Origin of the sequence: Cellulomonas telluris (assembly GCF_004886325.1) — a bacterium.
GTDB classification, from domain to species: Bacteria; Actinomycetota; Actinomycetes; order Actinomycetales; family Cellulomonadaceae; genus Cellulomonas; species Cellulomonas telluris.
The window spans coordinates 468757-485630 of record NZ_QXFN01000004.1 but is presented as its reverse complement, the minus strand read 5'-3'; the positions used below and the strand labels follow the sequence as shown (position 1 = coordinate 485630).

Genomic DNA, 16874 nt, shown 5'->3' with positions numbered 1-16874 from the left:
TCGGGGCGCGACACGCGTCCCGTGCCGCGTTGCCGACACGCATCCGCGTCGCTAGGTTCGATGCATCGATCCCACGCTCCGGCGACGAGGATCACCGGCCCAGTGACGAGAAGGTGACGCGCGTGGCTCTCCCTCCGCTGACTCCCGAACAACGAGCCGCCGCGCTCGAGAAGGCCGCCGCGGCGCGACAGGCGCGTGCCGAGGTGAAGAACCGGCTGAAGTACTCGCAGGGCTCCCTGTCCGAGGTGATCGAGCAGGGCCAGAAGGACGAGACGATCGGCAAGCTGAAGGTCGCCGCCCTGCTGGAGTCGCTGCCGGGCGTCGGCAAGGTCAAGGCCCGCGCGATCATGTCCGAGATCGGTATCTCGGAGACGCGCCGGGTCCGCGGCCTCGGGCCGCACCAGGTCAAGGCGCTCGTCGACCGCTTCGGCTGAGCAGCCCGCAGTCCGGCGCCCGCCCCGCTCCCGGGACGGGCGCCGTGGCGCGCCCGCGCCGCACCACCGCACGAGAAGAGGCACCCGACCCCATGACGACGCAGCCGGCACGGCTGACCGTGCTCGCCGGACCGACCGCCGTGGGGAAGGGCACCGTGTCGGCCGACATCCGCACCCGCTACCCCGAGGTGTGGCTCTCGGTGTCGATGACGACGCGGGCCCCCCGGCCCGGCGAGGTGGACGGTGTCCACTACCACTTCGTGTCGCCCGAGCGCTTCGACGAGATGGTGGAGCGCGGCGAGCTGCTGGAGTGGGCGGTCGTGCACGGCCGCAACCGGTACGGCACGCCGCGCGGGCCCGTCGAGGAGCGGCTCGCGGCCGGTGCGCCCGCGCTGCTGGAGATCGACCTGCAGGGCGCCCGGCAGGTGCGGGCGTCCATGCCGGACGCGCGCTTCGTGTTCCTCGCACCGCCGTCCTGGGACGAGCTCGTCCGGCGCCTCGTGGGGCGCGGCACCGAGGACGAGGAGGAGCGGGAGCGACGCCTCGCGTCGGCCCGCGTGGAGCTCGCGGCCGAGCCGGAGTTCGACCACGTCGTCGTCAACGACGACGTGCACCGCGCCACGGACGAGCTGGTCAGCCTGATGGGGCTGCCGACCCGGTAGCATGGCTCTGTCTGTGCCCGCCCTCGCGCTACGCGGTGCGGCCGGGGCACAGCCAGCCAGCACCCCTCTGCAGGACGGGAGTCCTCCGTGTCCGGAACCGTCGCCGCCCCCACCGGCATCACCGACCCGCCGATCGACCGCCTCCTCGAGCGCGCCGACTCGAAGTACGCGCTCGTGCTCTTCTCCGCCAAGCGCGCGCGGCAGATCAACGCCTACTACGCCCAGCTCAACGAGGGCCTGCTCGAGTACGTCGGGCCGCTCGTCGAGACGCGCCCGCAGGAGAAGCCGCTGTCGATCGCCATGCGCGAGATCGACGCGGGCCTGCTCACGGCCGAGCCCACCGAGGGCTGACGCACCACCGTGCGCATCGTCCTCGGCGTCGCGGGCGGGATCGCCGCGTACAAGGCGGTCCTGCTCCTGCGGCTCCTGCGCGAGCAGGGGCACGAGGTGCGCGTCGTGCCGACGCGCGCGGCGCTCGAGTTCGTGGGTCGCGCGACCTGGGAGGCCCTCTCGGGGCAGCCCGTGACGACCGAGGTGTTCGAGGACGTCGACCGCGTGGCGCACGTCGCGATCGGCAAGCAGGCCGAGCTCGTCGTCGTCGCCCCGGCGACGGCCGACCTGCTCGCCCGCGCCGCCGGCGGCCACGCGGACGACCTGCTCACGGCGACGCTCCTCACGGCGCGGTGCCCGGTGCTGCTCGCACCCGCGATGCACACCGAGATGTGGGAGCACCCGGCCACCGTCGCGAACGTGGCGACGCTCCGCGCCCGCGGCGTGCACGTGCTGGACCCGGCGTCGGGCCGCCTCACCGGTGCCGACACCGGACCGGGCCGGCTGCCCGAGCCCGAGGCGATCGCAGCCGCCGCGCTCGCGCTCGTCGGCGGCGACGACCGGACCCGTGACCTCACGGGGGTGCGCGTCGTGGTGTCCGCGGGCGGCACGCGCGAACCGCTCGACCCGGTGCGCTTCCTCGGCAACCGCTCGTCCGGCCGCCAGGGCGCGGCGCTCGCGCGGGCGGCGGCGGAGCGCGGGGCGCAGGTGACGCTCGTCGCCGCGAACGTCGCACCCGACGTGGTGGCCGGGGCCGGTGACGTGGCGGTCGTCCCCGTCGAGACGGGGGAGGAGCTGCGGCACGCGGTGCGCTCCGGCGCGAAGGACGCGGACGTCGTGGTCATGGCGGCCGCGGTCGCCGACTACCGCCCGGAGACCGTCGCGGGGTCGAAGCTCAAGAAGACCGGCGACGCGCCCGTGCTGCGGCTGGTCGAGACCGTGGACGTCCTGCGCGAGCTCGTGACCGACCCGCCCCGTCCGGGCCAGACCGTCGTCGGCTTCGCCGCCGAGACGGGCGACGCCGCGGGGGGAGTGCTGGACCACGGCCGCGCGAAGGCCCGCCGCAAGGGCGCCGACCTGCTCGTGGTGAACGCCGTGGGTGGCGGCCGCGGCTTCGGCGCCGCGACGAACGAGGTCACCGTGCTGGACCGCGACGGCGAGGTCGTCGCGACCGCCGCGGGGCCCAAGCAGGAGGTCGCGCACGCCGTCTGGGACGCCGTCCGGGCTCACCTGGACGCGCGCGCGGACGGGGCCGCGGGCGCCGGTACCCTGCCGTCATGATGTCGACGCCCCTCCGTCTGTTCACCTCGGAATCCGTCACCGAGGGGCACCCCGACAAGATCTGCGACCAGATCTCCGACGCGATCCTGGACGCGATCCTCGAGCAGGACCCGGCGGCGCGCGTCGCCGTGGAGACGATGGTCACCACCGGCCTGGTGCACGTGGCCGGCGAGGTGACGACCAGCGCGTACGTCGAGATCCCGCAGATCGTGCGCGAGGTCGTGCGCGGCATCGGGTACACCTCCTCGCACATCGGCTTCGACGGCGACTCGTGCGGCGTGTCGGTCTCCATCGGCCAGCAGTCGCCCGACATCGCCGCCGGTGTGGACAAGGCGATCGAGGTCCGCGAGGACGCGTCCGACATGGACCCGCTGGACCTGCAGGGCGCGGGGGACCAGGGCCTGATGTTCGGCTACGCGAGCGACGAGACGCCCACGCTGCTGCCGCTGCCCATCTGGGTCGCGCACCGGCTGGCCGAGCGTCTTGCGGCGGTGCGCAAGGACGGCTCCCTGCCCGGCCTGCGCCCCGACGGCAAGACGCAGGTGACGGTCGGGTACGAGGGCGACCGCCCCGTGAGCCTCGACACCGTGGTGCTGTCGACGCAGCACGAGCCCGACGTGCAGGAGTCCGCGCTCGCGCGGGACGTCGCGGAGCTCGTCGTCCGCCCGGTGCTGGACGACCTCGACCTGGACGTGTCGGCGCACCGGCTGCTGGTCAACCCGACGGGCCAGTTCGTCGTCGGCGGTCCCCAGGGCGACGCCGGCCTGACCGGGCGCAAGATCATCGTCGACACCTACGGCGGCATGGCCCGGCACGGCGGCGGCGCGTTCTCGGGCAAGGACCCGTCGAAGGTCGACCGCTCCGCGGCGTACGCGATGCGGTGGGTCGCGAAGAACGTCGTCGCGGCCGGTCTCGCCCGCCGCTGCGAGGTGCAGGTGGCGTACGCCATCGGCAAGGCGCACCCGGTGGGGCTGTACGTGGAGACGTTCGGCACCGGCACCGTCCCGGTCGACCGGCTCACCGCCGCCATCCACGAGGTCTTCGACCTGCGTCCGGCGGCGATCATCCGCGACCTCGACCTGCTGCGGCCGGTGTACCGGCGCACGGCCGCGTACGGGCACTTCGGCCGGGAGCTGCCGGAGTTCACGTGGGAGCGCACGGACCGCACCGCCGACCTGCTGTCGGCCGTCGGCTGACGCCCGTCCCGCGGCTGCGGTGTCCGCGCCGCGTGATGGGATGACGGGCGTGAGCGCACCGGACGGCCCCGAGCAGCCGACGCTCGCCGGTCTCGGGCTGCCCGCGCCACGGCGACCCCGTACACCGCCGTCGCTCAGGCCCGCGGCGACGCTGCCCGTCGCGCGCGTGTGCGTGGACCTCGCGCCCCCGCACCTGGACCGCACGTTCGAGTACCTCGTCCCGGAGTCGCTCGACGCCGCGACGCGGCCCGGCGTGCGCGTCAAGGTCCGGTTCGCCGGTCAGGACGTCGACGGCTGGCTGCTGGAGCGTGCACCGGAGGCGGAGCACGACGGCCGGCTCCTCCCGCTGCGACGCGTCGTCTCGTCCGAACCCGTCCTCACGCCCGCGGTCGCCCGGCTCGCACGTGCCGTCGCGGAGCGGTGGGCGGGGACGACGGCGGACGTCCTGCGGCTCGCCGTGCCGCCGCGGCACGCGCGGGTGGAGGGCGAGCCTCCCCCCGAGGCAGCCCCGCCGCCTGCGCCGGCGCTCGACCCGGTCGGGTGGGCGCCCTACCGCGGGGGTGCCGCGTTCTGCCGTCACGTCGCGGCCGGCGGCGCGCCGCGAGCCGTGTGGTCCGCGCTGCCCGGGCTCGGTCCGCTCGGGTGGGCGGGGGCGGTGGCGCAGGCCGTCGCCGCGGCGCTCCAGGGCGGCCGGGGTGCGCTGGTCGTGGTCCCCGACGCCCGGGACGTCGCGCGCGTGTGCGCGGCGCTGGCCGAGGCGGGACTGGGGTCGACCGCGGACGGCGGACCCGTCGCGCGCCTCGTCGCCGAGGACGGCCCCGCGGCGCGCTACCGGGCCTTCCTCGCGGTCCTGCGGGGCACCGCGCGCGTCGTCGTCGGGACGCGGGCGTCGGCGTTCGCCCCGGTGGCGGACCTCGGGCTCGCGGTGGTGTGGGACGACGGCGACGGCCAGCACGCGGAGCCGCGCGCGCCGTACCCGCACGTGCGCGAGGTGCTGGCCCTGCGCTCCGAGCTGGAGGGGTGCGCGCTGCTGGTGGGCGCCCACGGCCGGACCGTCGAGGCGCAGCACCTGGTCGAGACGGGGTGGGCGCGGGAGGTCGCCGCGGACCGCGCGGTGGTCCGCACCGCGACGGCACGCGTGCGTGCGCTCACCTCCGTCGAGCTGGCCCGGGAGGGGCCGGCGGCCGCCGCGCGCCTGCCGGGGCCGGCGTGGCGCGTGCTGAAGGAGGCGCTCGCCTCGGGTCCCGTGCTCGTGCAGACGCCCCGTGCCGGGTACGTGCCGGTGCTCGCCTGCGGGCGGTGCCGGACCCCCGCCCGGTGCGCCACCTGCCACGGCCCGCTGGGCCTCGCGGCCGGGGCGAGCACGCCGTCCTGCGGCTGGTGCGGGCGGCTCGCCACGGGCTGGCACTGCGGCGAGTGCGGTGCGACCGCGCTGCGGTCCGTGCGGGTCGGTTCGGAGCGGACGGCGGAGGAGCTCGGACGTGCGTTCGCGGGCGTGACGGTGCGGGTGTCCGGTGCGCGCGCGCAGGGCGGCGTCCTCGCCGAGGTGCCCGACCGTCCCGCCCTCGTCGTCGCCACGCCCGGGGCGGAGCCCGTCGCGCCGTCCGGGTACGCGGCCGCGGTGCTCCTGGACGCGGCCGTCGCGAGCGCCGGCACCCGCCTCGGCGCCGAGTCGGACGCGCTGCGCCGGTGGCTGGCGGCGGCGTCGCTCGTGCGGCCCGCGAACGAGGGCGGGCAGGTCCTGCTCGTCGGCGACGGCCTCGTGCGGCCGACGCAGGCGCTCGTGCGGTGGGACCCGGCGGGGCTCGCGTCGCGCGAGCTCGCCGAGCGCGCCGAGCTGCGCCTGCCCCCGGCCGTGCGGGTGGCCGCCGTCACGGGCACGCGCGACGCGGTCGCCGCCGTGCTCGCGCGTCTCGACCTGCCGGAGGCGGAGGTGCTCGGACCGGTGCCCGTCGAGCCCGCCGACGGCCCGACGACGCTCGACCCCGAGGTGCGCGCGCTGCTGCGCGTGCCGGTCGCGGGCGGCCGGGCGCTGGCGCAGGCGGTCGCGGCGTCGGTCGCGATCCGCAGCGCCCGGCGTGAGGGCGGCACCGTGCGCGTCCAGGTCGACCCGGTCGACCTCCTCTGACCGCGACCGTCGCGGCGCCGGTGCGACGGGCCGCCGTCCGGTCGACGGGCACGGGCCACGGCCGCGGCGGCACCTAGGATCGAGCCCATGCGTCTGCTGTTCGCCGGGAGCCCCGCGCCGGCCGTGCCGTCCCTCGAGGCCCTGCTCGCGTCCCGGCACGAGGTGGTCGCGGTCCTCACCCGACCGGACGCCCGCGTGGGACGGGGACGGACGCTGCAGCCCTCCCCGGTCGCGGCGGTGGCCCGCGAGCGCGGCGTCCCGGTCCTGACCCCGCGCACGCTGCGCGACCCGCAGGCGCGCGCCGAGATCGCGGCGCTCGAGGTGGACGCCGCACCCGTCGTGGCGTACGGCGTGCTGGTGCCGCCCGACCTGCTCGACGTGCCGCGGCACGGCTGGGTCAACCTGCACTTCTCGGTCCTGCCCGCGTGGCGCGGCGCCGCGCCCGTGCAGCACGCCGTGATGGCCGGCGACGAGGTGACGGGCGCGTCGACGTTCCGCCTCGAGGCGGGCCTGGACACCGGTCCCGTGTTCGGCTCGCTGACCGAGGTGGTGCGTCCGCGGGACACGTCGGGGGACCTGCTGGACCGCCTGTCGGTCGCCGGGGCGGAGCTGCTGGTGCGCACGCTCGACGGCATCGAGGAGGGCGCGCTCGTCCCGGTCCCGCAGCCCGCGGACGGCGTGAGCCATGCCCCGAAGCTCGGGCCGGAGGACGCGCGCGTGCGCTGGTGGCAGCCCGCGCACGTGGTGGACAGGCGGGTGCGCGGGTGCACCCCGGCGCCGGGCGCGTGGACGACGCTGCCGGACGGGTCGCGGCTCGGCCTCGGCCCCGTGGAGCCGGTCCCCGAGGCGGAGGGCCTCGCGCCGGGCGAGCTGCGCGTGACCAAGCGCGAGGTGCTCGTGGGCACGGGCGGCGGCGCCGTACGCCTGGGCGAGGTGGTCCCGCCGGGACGCCGGCCGATGGCGGCCGCCGACTGGGCGCGCGGTGCGCGTCCGGCCGACGGCACGGTGCTCGGCACGGCGACGGGCGGGGACGCCCGGGCGGCGGGGGCGGCCTCGTGAGTGCGGGCGACGGGTCCGACCGTCGCGACGGGCGCGGCGCGGGACGCGGGCGACCCGGGCAGGGCGGCGGGCGTGCCCGCGACGGCGAGCGCCGGGACGCGCGCGGGCGTCAGCGTGGGGCCGCACGCGCCGAGGGCCGTGGTCACCGGAGCGCCGCCGCACCGGCGCAGCGCGCCCGTGCCGGCGACGCCGCACGCGGGGCCGCGTTCGACGCCGTGCGCGCGGTCGCGGACGCGGAGGCCTACGCCAACCTCGTCCTGCCGCCGCTGCTGCGCGACCGGGGCATCACCGGGCGGGACGCCGGGTTCGCGACCGAGCTCGCCTACGGCACGCTGCGCCTGCGCGGCCGGTACGACGCGGTCCTCGCGCTGGCGTCGTCGCGTCCGCTCGAGCAGGTCGACCCGCCCGTGCTGGACCTGCTGCGCCTGGGGGCGCACCAGCTGCTCGGCATGCGGGTGCCGGCGCACGCGGCCGTCTCCGAGACGGTGGGGCTGGCGCGCGAGCGCGTGGGCGCCGGTGCCGCCCAGTTCGTGAACGCGGTCCTGCGCCGCGTCGCCGAGCACGACGTCGACGCCTGGCTGGCCCGCATCGGTGACGCCGCCGACCCCACCGGGGCGGACGAGGTGGCGCGCCTGGCGGTGACGCAGAGCCACCCCGCCTGGGTGGTCCGGGCGCTGCGGGAGTCCCTGGTCGGGGACGGGCGTGCCGCCGCCGAGGTCCCGGACCTGCTCGCGGCGGACAACGCCCCGCCGCGGGTGACGCTCGTCGCACGCCCGGGCCTGACGACCACGGACGAGCTGGTGGCCGAGGCCGGGCAGGACGCGGCGCCCGGGCCGTACGCGCCGACCGCCGTCGTGCTGCCCGGCGGTGACCCGGGCTCGCTGCCGGCCGTGCGCGAGGCCAGGGCGGGCGTGCAGGACGAGGGGAGCCAGCTCGTCGCGCTCGCGCTGGCGGCGGCACCCCTCGACGGGCCGGACGAGCGGTGGCTGGACCTGTGCGCGGGCCCGGGTGGCAAGGCGGCGCTGCTCGCCGCCCTCGCGGCGCAGCGGGGCGCGCGGCTGGTCGCGAACGAGGTGCAGCCGCACCGCAGCCGCCTGGTGGCGCAGTCGCTGCGGGCGGTCCCGGCGCCGGCGGTCGAGGAGGTGCGGACGGGGGACGGGCGGACCGTCGGCACCGACGAGCCGGGCGCGTACGACCGCGTGCTGCTCGACGCGCCCTGCACCGGGCTGGGCGCGCTGCGCCGGCGGCCGGAGGCCCGCTGGCGGCGGACGCCGGCGGACCTGGCGACGCTCGGGACGCTGCAGCGCGAGCTGCTCGCGTCGGCGATCGCCGCGGTGCGCCCCGGGGGCGTGGTCGCGTACGTCACGTGCTCGCCGCACCTGGCGGAGACGCGGCTCGTGGTGACGGACGCCGTGCGGGCCGCGAGGCGTGCGGGTACCGAGGTCGAGGTCGTGGACGCGGGGCCCGTGCTCGCGGACGTCGCCCCGGCCTGGGCGCCGACGCGGAGCGGCGACCGGCCGGACGTGCAGCTGTGGCCGCACGTGCACGGCACCGACGCGATGTACCTGTCACTGCTGCGCCGCCGCTGAGAGGGCGTCCCGCCGTCCGGCGCGCCGGGTGCGACGCGGCGGGACGTCGGTAGCGTGGCCGGGTGGCGACCGTGCAGATCAACCCGAGCATCCTGTCCGCGGACTTCGTGAACCTCGAGCGCGACCTGGCGGCGATCGCGTCCGCCGACTTCGTGCACGTCGACGTCATGGACCAGCACTTCGTGCCGAACCTGACGCTGGGGCTCCCGGTCGTGCGCCGCATCGCCGAGGTGAGCCCCGTGCCGCTCGACGTGCACCTGATGATCGAGGACGCGGACCGCTGGGCGCCGCAGTACGCCGAGGCCGGGGCCGCATCCGTCACGTTCCACGCGGAGGCGACGCAGGCGCCCGTGCGACTCGCCCGCGAGCTGCGCGCCGGCGGCGTGCGCGCGGCGGTCGCGCTGCGCCCGGCCACGCCCGTGGAGCCGTTCCTCGACCTGCTCGGGGAGCTGGACATGGTGCTCGTGATGACCGTGGAGCCGGGGTTCGGCGGGCAGTCCTTCATCGAGGGCACGCTGCCGAAGGTCCGGCGGACCCGGCAGGCGATCGACGCCGCCGGCCTGGCGACCTCCGTGCAGGTCGACGGGGGCGTGTCGCGGGAGACCATCGCCCGCATCGCCCGCGCCGGTGCGAACGTGTTCGTCGCGGGCTCCGCGGTGTACGGGGCGGACGACGTCGCGGCGGAGATCGCGGCCCTGCGCCGGCTCGCCGAGGCCCCGCCCATGCAGGCCTGAGGCCGTCCGCCCGCGTCGCGGGCACGTCCCGGGCGGGAATGCCCGCTGTGGCATGATCGTTGGCCGGTACGAGAAGCAACACACGTGCTCCGGGGTCGGTGCAATTCCGAGCCGGCGGTGACAGTCCGCGACCCGCAGGGCCCTCGGGCCCGGCGGTTGACCTGGTGGAACTCCAGGACCGACGGTGACAGTCCGGATGGGAGGAGACACGTGGCGGCGCGCCCCGCGCGCGCCGTGACGGTCCGCGGTGCGCCGCGGCGACCGTCCACCCCGGAGCGCCCGCGCGCACGGAGGTGGACGAGATGAGCGGGACGAGCGCCGGCCCTGCCGCGACGACCGCGCCGCGCACCCGGGTGCCGCACCCCACAGGCGCCGCCGCGGACGGCCCCGTGAGCCCCGCCGTGCACCCGGCCGAGACCGCCGCCATGCGTCGTGCCCTCGAGCTGGCGGCGCGCGGTCCCCTCGGACCGAACCCGCGCGTGGGCTGCGTGCTGCTCGGCCCGGACGGGGCCGTCCTGGGGGAGGGGTGGCACCGGGGCGCCGGCACGGCGCACGCGGAGGTCGCCGCCCTCGCCGACGCCCGGGCCCGCGGTGCGGACGTGCGCGGTGCGACGGCGGTCGTGACGCTGGAGCCCTGCGACCACACCGGGCGCACGGGGCCGTGCTCCGTCGCGCTGCTCGAGGCCGGTGTGGCGCGCGTGGTCGTCTCGGTCGAGGACCCGAACCCGGTCGCGGCGGGCGGGGCGCGCCGTCTGCGCGACGCCGGCGTCGACGTCGTGACGGGCGTCCTCCCCGAGGAGGGCGTCGCCGCGCTCGGCGCGTGGCTGCCCGCCGTCCACCGCTCCCGCCCGTTCGTCACCCTCAAGCTCGCGACGACGCTCGACGGTCGCGTCGCCGCCGCGGACGGCACGAGCCGGTGGATCACCTCCGAGCCGGCCCGGCACCACGCCCACGGCCTGCGCGCCGAGGTCGACGCCATCGCCGTCGGCACGGGCACGGTGCTCGCCGACGACCCCGCGCTCACCGCGCGGACCGTGGACGGCGGTCTCGTCGAGCGGCAGCCGCTGCGCGTCGTCGTCGGGCACCGCGACGTCCCCCCGGGCGCGCGCCTGCAGGGACCGGGCGGGGAGCTCGTCCACGTGCGGACGCACGACCCCGCCGAGGTCCTGCGCGTGCTGCACGCACGTGAGGTCCGGCACCTGCTCGTGGAGGGCGGCCCCACGCTCGCGGCCGCCTTCCTGGCCGCCGGCCTCGTCGACGAGGTGCACGCCTACGTCGCCCCCGTCCTGCTGGGCGCCGGTCCCGCCGCGGTCGCCGACCTGGGGGTCGCCACCATCGCCGACGCGGTCCGCCTGCGCACCGTCGAGGTCGTGCCGCTCGGCCCGGACGTCCTGGTCGTCGCCACACCGCTGCTCGACCCCACCACCACTGAGGAGCACTGATGTTCACCGGGATCGTCGAGGAGATCGGCACCGTCGTCGCGCTGGAGCCGGGCGCGCCCACGCCCGACGGCGAGGGGGACGCGCGCCTGCGCGTGCGCGGCCCGCTCGCCGTGTCGGACGCGGGGCTGGGCGACTCGATCGCGGTCTCGGGGGTCTGCCTGACGGTCACCGACCTCCCCGGCGACGGGACCTTCGCCGTCGACGTCATGCCGGAGTCGCTGCGTCGCACGGCGCTGGGCGACCTCGCCCCGGGTGACTCCGTGAACCTCGAGCGGGCGCTCGCCGTCGGCGGCCGGTACGGCGGCCACGTGGTGCAGGGGCACGTCGACGGCGTGGGCGTCGTGCGCTCGCGCCGGCCGGGGCCGCGCTGGGACGACGTCGAGATCGGGCTCGACCCGGCGCTCGCCCGGTACGTGGCCGAGAAGGGCTCGATCACCGTCTCGGGCGTGTCGCTCACGGTGACGCACGTGTCCGACGACGCGTTCGGCGTCTCGCTCATCCCGACGACGCTCGCGGCGACGACGCTCGGGGCGCTGGCCCCGGGCGCGCGCGTGAACCTGGAGGTCGACGTGCTCGCGAAGTACACCGAGCGGCTGCTGACGGCCGCGGGGGCGCTGCCGGCGACGGGGGCGGCCCGGTGAGCGCCGGCATCCGCCTCGGCACCGTCGAGGACGCGCTCGAGGCGCTGCGCGCGGGCCGTCCCGTGCTCGTGGCGGACTCCCCGGACCGCGAGGACGAGGCGGACGTGATCCTCGCCGCGCAGTCGGCGACGCCCGAGTGGGTCGCGTGGACGATCCGGCACTCGTCCGGGTACCTGTGCGCGCCCATGCCCGCGGCCCGCGCCGACGCGCTCGACCTGCCGCTCATGGTCCCGCACAGCCAGGACCCGCGGCGCACCGCGTACACGGTGACGGTCGACGCGGCGACGGGCGTGACGACGGGCATCTCCGCGGCGGACCGCGCGCGCACGCTGCGCGTCCTCGCCGACCCGGCGAGCGGGCCGCACGACCTCATCCGGCCCGGCCACGTGCTGCCGCTGCGCGCCGTGCCGGGCGGGGTGCTGCACCGCGCCGGGCACACCGAGGCCGCCGTGGACCTGTGCCGGCTCGCGGGCCTGGAGCCCGTGGGGGCGATCGCCGAGCTCGTCCACGACGACGGGACGATGGTGCGCCTGACCGAGGCCTCCCGGATCGCGCAGGAGGAGGGCCTGGTCCTGCTGACCATCTCCGACCTGCGTGCGTGGCGCACCGCCCAGGGCGACACCGAGCCGGTCGAGGCCGAGGTGACGGAGCCGAGCGCCCGCGTGCACGCGACGCACACGGCGCACCTGCCGACGCGGCACGGCGACTTCCGCATCCACGGCTACCGCGACCTGCGCACGGGCGACGAGCACGTGGCGCTCGTCCCCACGAGCGGCCTCGCCGAGGTGCCGACGGTGCGCGTGCACTCCGAGTGCCTGACCGGCGACGCATTCGGCTCCGCGCGCTGCGACTGCGGCCCGCAGCTCGAGGCCGCGCTGGAGCTCGCCGCCGCGGAGGGCGGCGCCGTGGTGTACCTGCGCGGGCACGAGGGCCGGGGGATCGGCCTGCTCGCCAAGGTCGCGGCGTACGCGCTGCAGGACGCCGGGCGGGACACCGTCGAGGCGAACCTCGACCTCGGGTGGCCGGCGGACCGGCGCGAGTACGGCGCCGCGGCCGCGATCCTCACCGACCTCGGCGTCCGCGCGGTGCGCCTGCTGACGAACAACCCCGCCAAGGTCACGGGCCTGCGCGCCCACGGCGTCGAGGTCGTCGAGGTCCGCGGCCTCGAGGTGGGCCTGACCCCGCACAACGAGGCGTACCTGCGCACGAAGGCGACGAGCATGGGCCACCTGCTGCACCTCCCCGGTGCGGCGACGGGCGTGCCGATCGCGGTCGAGCCCGTGCACGCCGCCCCCGCACCCGCCGGTGCGGACACCACCGACCACGCGTTCGACCCCCTGGAGGAGCTGGCATGAGCGGTGCGGGAGCGCCCACCCTGACCCTGGACGGCCGCGGCCTGCGCGTCGTCGTCGTCGCCGCGAGCTGGCACACCGTCGTCATGGACGGCCTGCTCGCCGGTGCCCGCCGTGCGCTGGAGGCGGCGCACGTGGACGACGTGACGGTCGTGCGCGTGCCGGGCTCGTTCGAGCTGCCCGTGGCCGCGCAGCGGGCGGCCGCGTCCGGCGCCGACGCCGTCGTCGCGCTGGGCGTGGTGATCCGCGGCGGCACGCCGCACTTCGAGTACGTGTGCCAGGCGGCGACCACGGGCCTGACGGAGGTCGCGCTGCGCACGGGCGTCCCGGTCGGGTTCGGCGTGCTGACGTGCGACGACGAGCAGCAGGCGCTCGACCGCGCCGGCCTGCCCGACTCCCACGAGGACAAGGGCGCGGAGGCCGCGGAGGCGGCGGTCGCGACGGTGCTCGCGCTGCGCGCGCTGGCGTGACCGACTGGCTCTTCGACGCGCAGCTCGTCGTCGCGGGCGTGCCGATCCTGTGGCGCGAGGTCGTCGGGAACCTGTTCGGCCTGGCGTCCGCGATCGGCGGGATGCGCCGCCGGGTGTGGGCGTGGCCCGTCGGCGTCGCCGGCAACGTGCTGCTGCTCACGGTGTTCCTCGGCGGCCTGTTCGACACGCCGCAGGCGAAGGACCTCTACGGGCAGGCCGCACGGCAGGTGTTCTTCGCGGTCGTGGCGGTGTACGGCTGGGTGCGCTGGCGGCAGGCGCGCGGCGCCGGCGGCCCGGCCGTCGTGCCGCGCTCGGCTGGCGCCCGCGCGCGGTGGGGGATGCTCGTCGCGGCGGTCGTGGGCACGGTCGTCTCGGCCCTGGTGTTCCGCGCGCTCGGCTCGTGGGGCCCCTGGGCGGACGGCTGGATCTTCACCGGCAGCCTGCTGGCGACCTACGGCATGGCGCGCGGCTGGACGGAGTTCTGGCTCGTGTGGATCGCCGTGGACGCCGTCGGGGTGCCCCTGCTCCTGCAGGCCGGCTACTACCCGTCCGCCGCCCTCTACGCCGTGTACGGGGGAGTCGTCCTGTACGGGTTCGTCGTGTGGCTGCGCGCGCAGCGGGCGGGGGAGCCGCAGGAGGTGACGGCGTCCGGGGGCGCCGGCACGCTCGCGGCGGACGCGCCCGAGCCGGTGGGCAGGGACGTCTAGGCTCTACCCACGTGAAGACCTTCGACTCCCTGTTCGCCGAGCTCGCCGAGAAGGCGACCACCCGCCCCGCCGGGTCGGGCACCGTCGCCGAGCTGGACGCCGGTGTGCACGCCATCGGCAAGAAGGTGGTCGAGGAGGCCGCCGAGGTGTGGATGGCGGCCGAGCACGAGTCGGACGAGCGCACCGCCGAGGAGATCTCGCAGCTGCTCTACCACCTGCAGGTGCTCATGCTGGCGCGCGGCCTGACGCTCGAGGACGTGTACACGCACCTCTGACGCCACGCGCGCCGCCCCTGCCCCCCGCCCGTCCCGCACCGACCACGGTGCGACCGCACCACCCGAGGACATCCGTGCTGAGGATCGCCGTCCCCAACAAGGGCTCCCTGAGCGAGCCCGCCGTCGAGATGCTGCGCGAGGCGGGCTACCGCCAGCGCCGTGACTCCCGTGAGCTCGTGCTGCCCGACCCGGACAACGACGTCGAGTTCTTCTTCCTGCGTCCGCGCGACGTGGCCGTCTACGTCGGTGCCGGCACGGTGGACGTCGGCATCACGGGTCGCGACCTGCTCATCGACTCCGGTTCCGCCGCGGTCGAGCACCTGCCGCTGGGCTTCGCCCGGTCCACGTTCCGGTTCGCGACGACGGCCGGCACGCTGACCGACACGCGTGAGGTGGGCGGCCTGCGGATCGCCACGTCCTACCCGGAGCTGGTCGCCGTGCACCTGCGCGAGCGGGGCGTCGAGCCGGCGGGCATCGTGCGCCTCGACGGTGCGGTGGAGTCGGCGATCCGGCTCGGCGTGGCGGACGTCATCGCCGACGTGGTCGAGACCGGGACGACGCTGCGCGCGGCGGGGCTCGAGGTGTTCGGCGAGCCGATCCTGCGCTCGGAGGCCGTGCTGGCGCGTCGGTCCGACGTGAGCGAGCCCGCCGGGCTCGACGTGCTCACGCGGCGCCTGCAGGGCGTGCTCACCGCGCGGGAGTACGTGCTCATGGACTACGACGTGCCGCTGCGGCTCGTCGACCAGGCCGTCGCGATCACGCCGGGCCTGGAGTCGCCGACGGTGTCCCCGCTGCACAACGGCGAGTGGGCCGCGGTTCGCGCCATGGTCCGCCGCGACCAGACCAACCGCGTCATGGACGACCTCTACGACGTGGGGGCCCGCGCGATCCTCGTCACGTCGATCCACGCCTGCCGGATCTGACCGTGGCCGGCAGCACGCAGCCCCCCGGGGACGACGCCGCGCTGGCGGCGCCGTTCCGCCCGCGGCTGGCCCGGCGCGTGACGCTGACCGTCGGCGCCGTGTTCCTCGCCCTGACGGTCGTGCTGGTCCTGGCGATGCCCGGGCTCGGCCCGCTCGACGCGGCGGGGTTCCTGCTGTTCGGGCTCGCCGTCGCGTGGTTCTGCTGGCGGCAGGCGTCCGTGCGGGCGGTGCCCGACGAGACGGGCCTGCTCGTGCGGAACCTGCTGTTCACGCGGCACGTCACGTGGGCCCAGATCGTGTCCGTGCGGTTCGGGCAGGGGCGGGCCTGGGTGCAGCTCGACCTCGCGGACGGCGACACGCTCGCCGTCATGGGCGTGCAGCGTGCCGACGGGGCGTTCGCCGAGCAGGAGGCGCGGCGGATGGCGACGCTCGTCGCGCGCCGCAGCGCGACCCCGCGCGACGACTGACGCGGTCCGGGGCCGGACGGGTCAGCCGAGCAGCCGGACGGCGTGCACGCCGGCGACGGCGGCGCCGAGGAACGCCGCGGGGTCGGCGTCGAGGCCACGGCCCATGGTGGACAGCCGCACGGGGCTCGTCCGCAGGGCGTCGAGCAGGTGGGCGTCCGCCGGCACGGGGTGCGTGCGGTGGCGTCCGTGCGGGGCCGCGAGGGTGCCCGCCTGCTCGCCGACGCGCCGCGACAGGGCCGACCACGAGCCGGGGTCGTCCGCCGCGGCGAGGTCCTGCGGCGTGCCGGGCAGGTCCGTGAGCACCGGCACCGGGACGTCGGCGGCGGCGAGCGCGACGCGGCCGTAGGCGGTCAGCGAGTGGTGGGAGACGCCCAGGTGCCGCTCGCGTGCGTCCGCGCCCGACACCCGCAGCGACGCGACCGCGCGACCGCCGAGGACCGCGGCCGCGTTGACGGCCTCACCCGCCGCGACGCCGGAGAAGCCCCACCGCGTGCCGGTGCCGAGGTTGCCCGGCCCCTGGGCGACCACGGCGAGGTCGGCACCGACCACGTGCCGGGCCGCGAGGAGGCCGGTGTGGACGGTTACGGCCTCGAGGTCGCCGCCGAACGCCTGGCCCGTCGTCACGCACGCGTCCACCCAGCCGGCGTCCCGCAGCCCGGCGACCGCGCGCGAGAACCACGCGGGCAGCGCGCCGCCGTCGGTCATGACGTACGCGACGCGCAGCGAGCGGCCACGGCGCTCGGCCTCGGCGCGTGCACCGGCGAGCACCGCCGGCAGCGCCGAGTGCAGGTCCGCCACGACGACCGGCATGCCGCCCAGGTCGTCCGCGTCGCGCAGCGTCTCGTGGTGCGGCGACTCCTGGTCGTCGACGCCCAGCACCATCGCCTGCAGCGGGGTGTAGCGGGCCTTGACGAGGTGGCCCGGCCCCGGGGGCGGGTCCGCGGGCAGCGCGTCGGTGCGCGCCACGACGAGCGCGTAGCCGCCGGTGCCGAGGCCACGCACCTGGGCGGTCACGTTGAGCAGGACACGCGCCCCGGGCTCCAGCGTGCCGACCAGAGCCGGGTAGGCGAGGGCCCGCACGGTGCGGTCCTCGCCCTCCAGCGCGACCTGCGCCTCGAGCGCCCCGTCCCACCGGGCACCGCACTCCGTCACGACCCCCGCACGCCACGCGATCACGCGGGCCA

At 77.2% G+C, this 16874-nt stretch carries 18 protein-coding genes and 1 riboswitch; of the genes, 17 read left to right on the top strand and 1 reads right to left on the bottom strand.

Translation table 11 applies throughout. The annotated features are described in order from the left end of the window. Positions 1–122 precede the first annotated feature (122 nt). The 17 genes from mihF (at position 123) to FB586_RS14365 (ending at position 15690) form a co-directional block, all read left to right on the top strand. Positions 123–434, top strand: a complete 312-nt coding sequence (gene mihF, locus FB586_RS14445; protein WP_136520018.1) for an integration host factor, actinobacterial type — start codon at positions 123–125, stop codon at positions 432–434. Between the two features lie 92 nt (positions 435–526). Next, entirely contained in the window at positions 527–1096 is a 570-nt protein-coding gene (gene gmk / locus FB586_RS14440) for a guanylate kinase (protein WP_136520017.1), read from the top strand. Positions 1097–1183: 87 nt separating this feature from the next. Continuing rightward, entirely contained in the window at positions 1184–1447 is a 264-nt protein-coding gene (rpoZ, locus tag FB586_RS14435) for a DNA-directed RNA polymerase subunit omega (RefSeq protein WP_136520016.1), read from the top strand. Between the two features lie 9 nt (positions 1448–1456). Next, complete coding sequence (coaBC, locus tag FB586_RS14430) at positions 1457–2707, top strand: bifunctional phosphopantothenoylcysteine decarboxylase/phosphopantothenate--cysteine ligase CoaBC (RefSeq protein WP_136520015.1); 1251 nt, start codon at positions 1457–1459, stop codon at positions 2705–2707. Beyond that, positions 2704–3903, top strand: coding sequence for a methionine adenosyltransferase (gene metK, locus FB586_RS14425; RefSeq protein ID WP_370741089.1), 1200 nt, complete (start codon positions 2704–2706; stop codon positions 3901–3903). Before coaBC ends, metK begins: the two co-directional genes overlap by 4 nt. A gap of 49 nt (positions 3904–3952) precedes the next feature. Then, positions 3953–6031 carry a primosomal protein N' gene (locus FB586_RS14420; protein ID WP_246036778.1) on the top strand — a complete coding sequence of 693 codons (2079 nt, stop codon included), beginning with the start codon at positions 3953–3955 and terminating at the stop codon, positions 6029–6031. A gap of 87 nt (positions 6032–6118) precedes the next feature. After that, a complete protein-coding gene (fmt, locus tag FB586_RS14415; protein WP_136520013.1) occupies positions 6119–7090 on the top strand; it encodes a methionyl-tRNA formyltransferase in 972 nt (323 codons plus the stop codon). Continuing rightward, positions 7087–8679 (top strand): RsmB/NOP family class I SAM-dependent RNA methyltransferase, encoded by a 1593-nt coding sequence (locus tag FB586_RS14410; protein ID WP_136520012.1) that lies wholly within the window; start codon positions 7087–7089, stop codon positions 8677–8679. Before fmt ends, FB586_RS14410 begins: the two co-directional genes overlap by 4 nt. A 62-nt stretch (positions 8680–8741) precedes the next feature. Continuing rightward, a complete protein-coding gene (gene rpe, locus FB586_RS14405) occupies positions 8742–9413 on the top strand; it encodes a ribulose-phosphate 3-epimerase (RefSeq protein WP_136520011.1) in 672 nt (223 codons plus the stop codon). Between the two features lie 82 nt (positions 9414–9495). Continuing rightward, a riboswitch (FMN riboswitch) is annotated at positions 9496–9625 on the top strand. 90 nt (positions 9626–9715) lie between these two features. Continuing rightward, the gene (ribD, locus tag FB586_RS14400) at positions 9716–10855 is read left to right on the top strand and encodes a bifunctional diaminohydroxyphosphoribosylaminopyrimidine deaminase/5-amino-6-(5-phosphoribosylamino)uracil reductase RibD (RefSeq protein ID WP_136520010.1); all 1140 of its coding nucleotides are present in this window, start codon (positions 9716–9718) and stop codon (positions 10853–10855) included. Then, positions 10855–11496, top strand: a complete 642-nt coding sequence (locus tag FB586_RS14395) for a riboflavin synthase (RefSeq protein WP_136520009.1) — start codon at positions 10855–10857, stop codon at positions 11494–11496. The genes ribD and FB586_RS14395 overlap by 1 nt, the downstream gene beginning before the upstream one ends. Continuing rightward, entirely contained in the window at positions 11493–12851 is a 1359-nt protein-coding gene (gene ribA, locus FB586_RS14390) for a GTP cyclohydrolase II (protein WP_222928367.1), read from the top strand. The genes FB586_RS14395 and ribA overlap by 4 nt, the downstream gene beginning before the upstream one ends. Beyond that, on the top strand, positions 12848–13318 hold the full coding sequence (ribH, locus tag FB586_RS14385; RefSeq protein WP_136520008.1) for a 6,7-dimethyl-8-ribityllumazine synthase: 471 nt from the start codon (positions 12848–12850) through the stop codon (positions 13316–13318). Before ribA ends, ribH begins: the two co-directional genes overlap by 4 nt. After that, positions 13315–14025, top strand: a complete 711-nt coding sequence (gene pnuC / locus FB586_RS14380) for a nicotinamide riboside transporter PnuC (RefSeq protein ID WP_136520007.1) — start codon at positions 13315–13317, stop codon at positions 14023–14025. The genes ribH and pnuC overlap by 4 nt, the downstream gene beginning before the upstream one ends. An 11-nt stretch (positions 14026–14036) precedes the next feature. Beyond that, positions 14037–14300, top strand: a complete 264-nt coding sequence (locus FB586_RS14375; protein WP_136520006.1) for a phosphoribosyl-ATP diphosphatase — start codon at positions 14037–14039, stop codon at positions 14298–14300. A gap of 74 nt (positions 14301–14374) precedes the next feature. Further along, a complete protein-coding gene (gene hisG, locus FB586_RS14370) occupies positions 14375–15223 on the top strand; it encodes an ATP phosphoribosyltransferase (RefSeq protein ID WP_136520005.1) in 849 nt (282 codons plus the stop codon). A gap of 2 nt (positions 15224–15225) precedes the next feature. Beyond that, positions 15226–15690, top strand: coding sequence for a PH domain-containing protein (locus tag FB586_RS14365; protein WP_246036777.1), 465 nt, complete (start codon positions 15226–15228; stop codon positions 15688–15690). Between the two features lie 21 nt (positions 15691–15711). On the opposite strand, the gene FB586_RS14360 is transcribed toward FB586_RS14365, so the two are convergent. Beyond that, a complete protein-coding gene (locus FB586_RS14360; protein WP_136520004.1) occupies positions 15712–16866 on the bottom strand; it encodes a DUF3866 family protein in 1155 nt (384 codons plus the stop codon). Between the last annotated feature and the right edge of the window lie 8 nt (positions 16867–16874).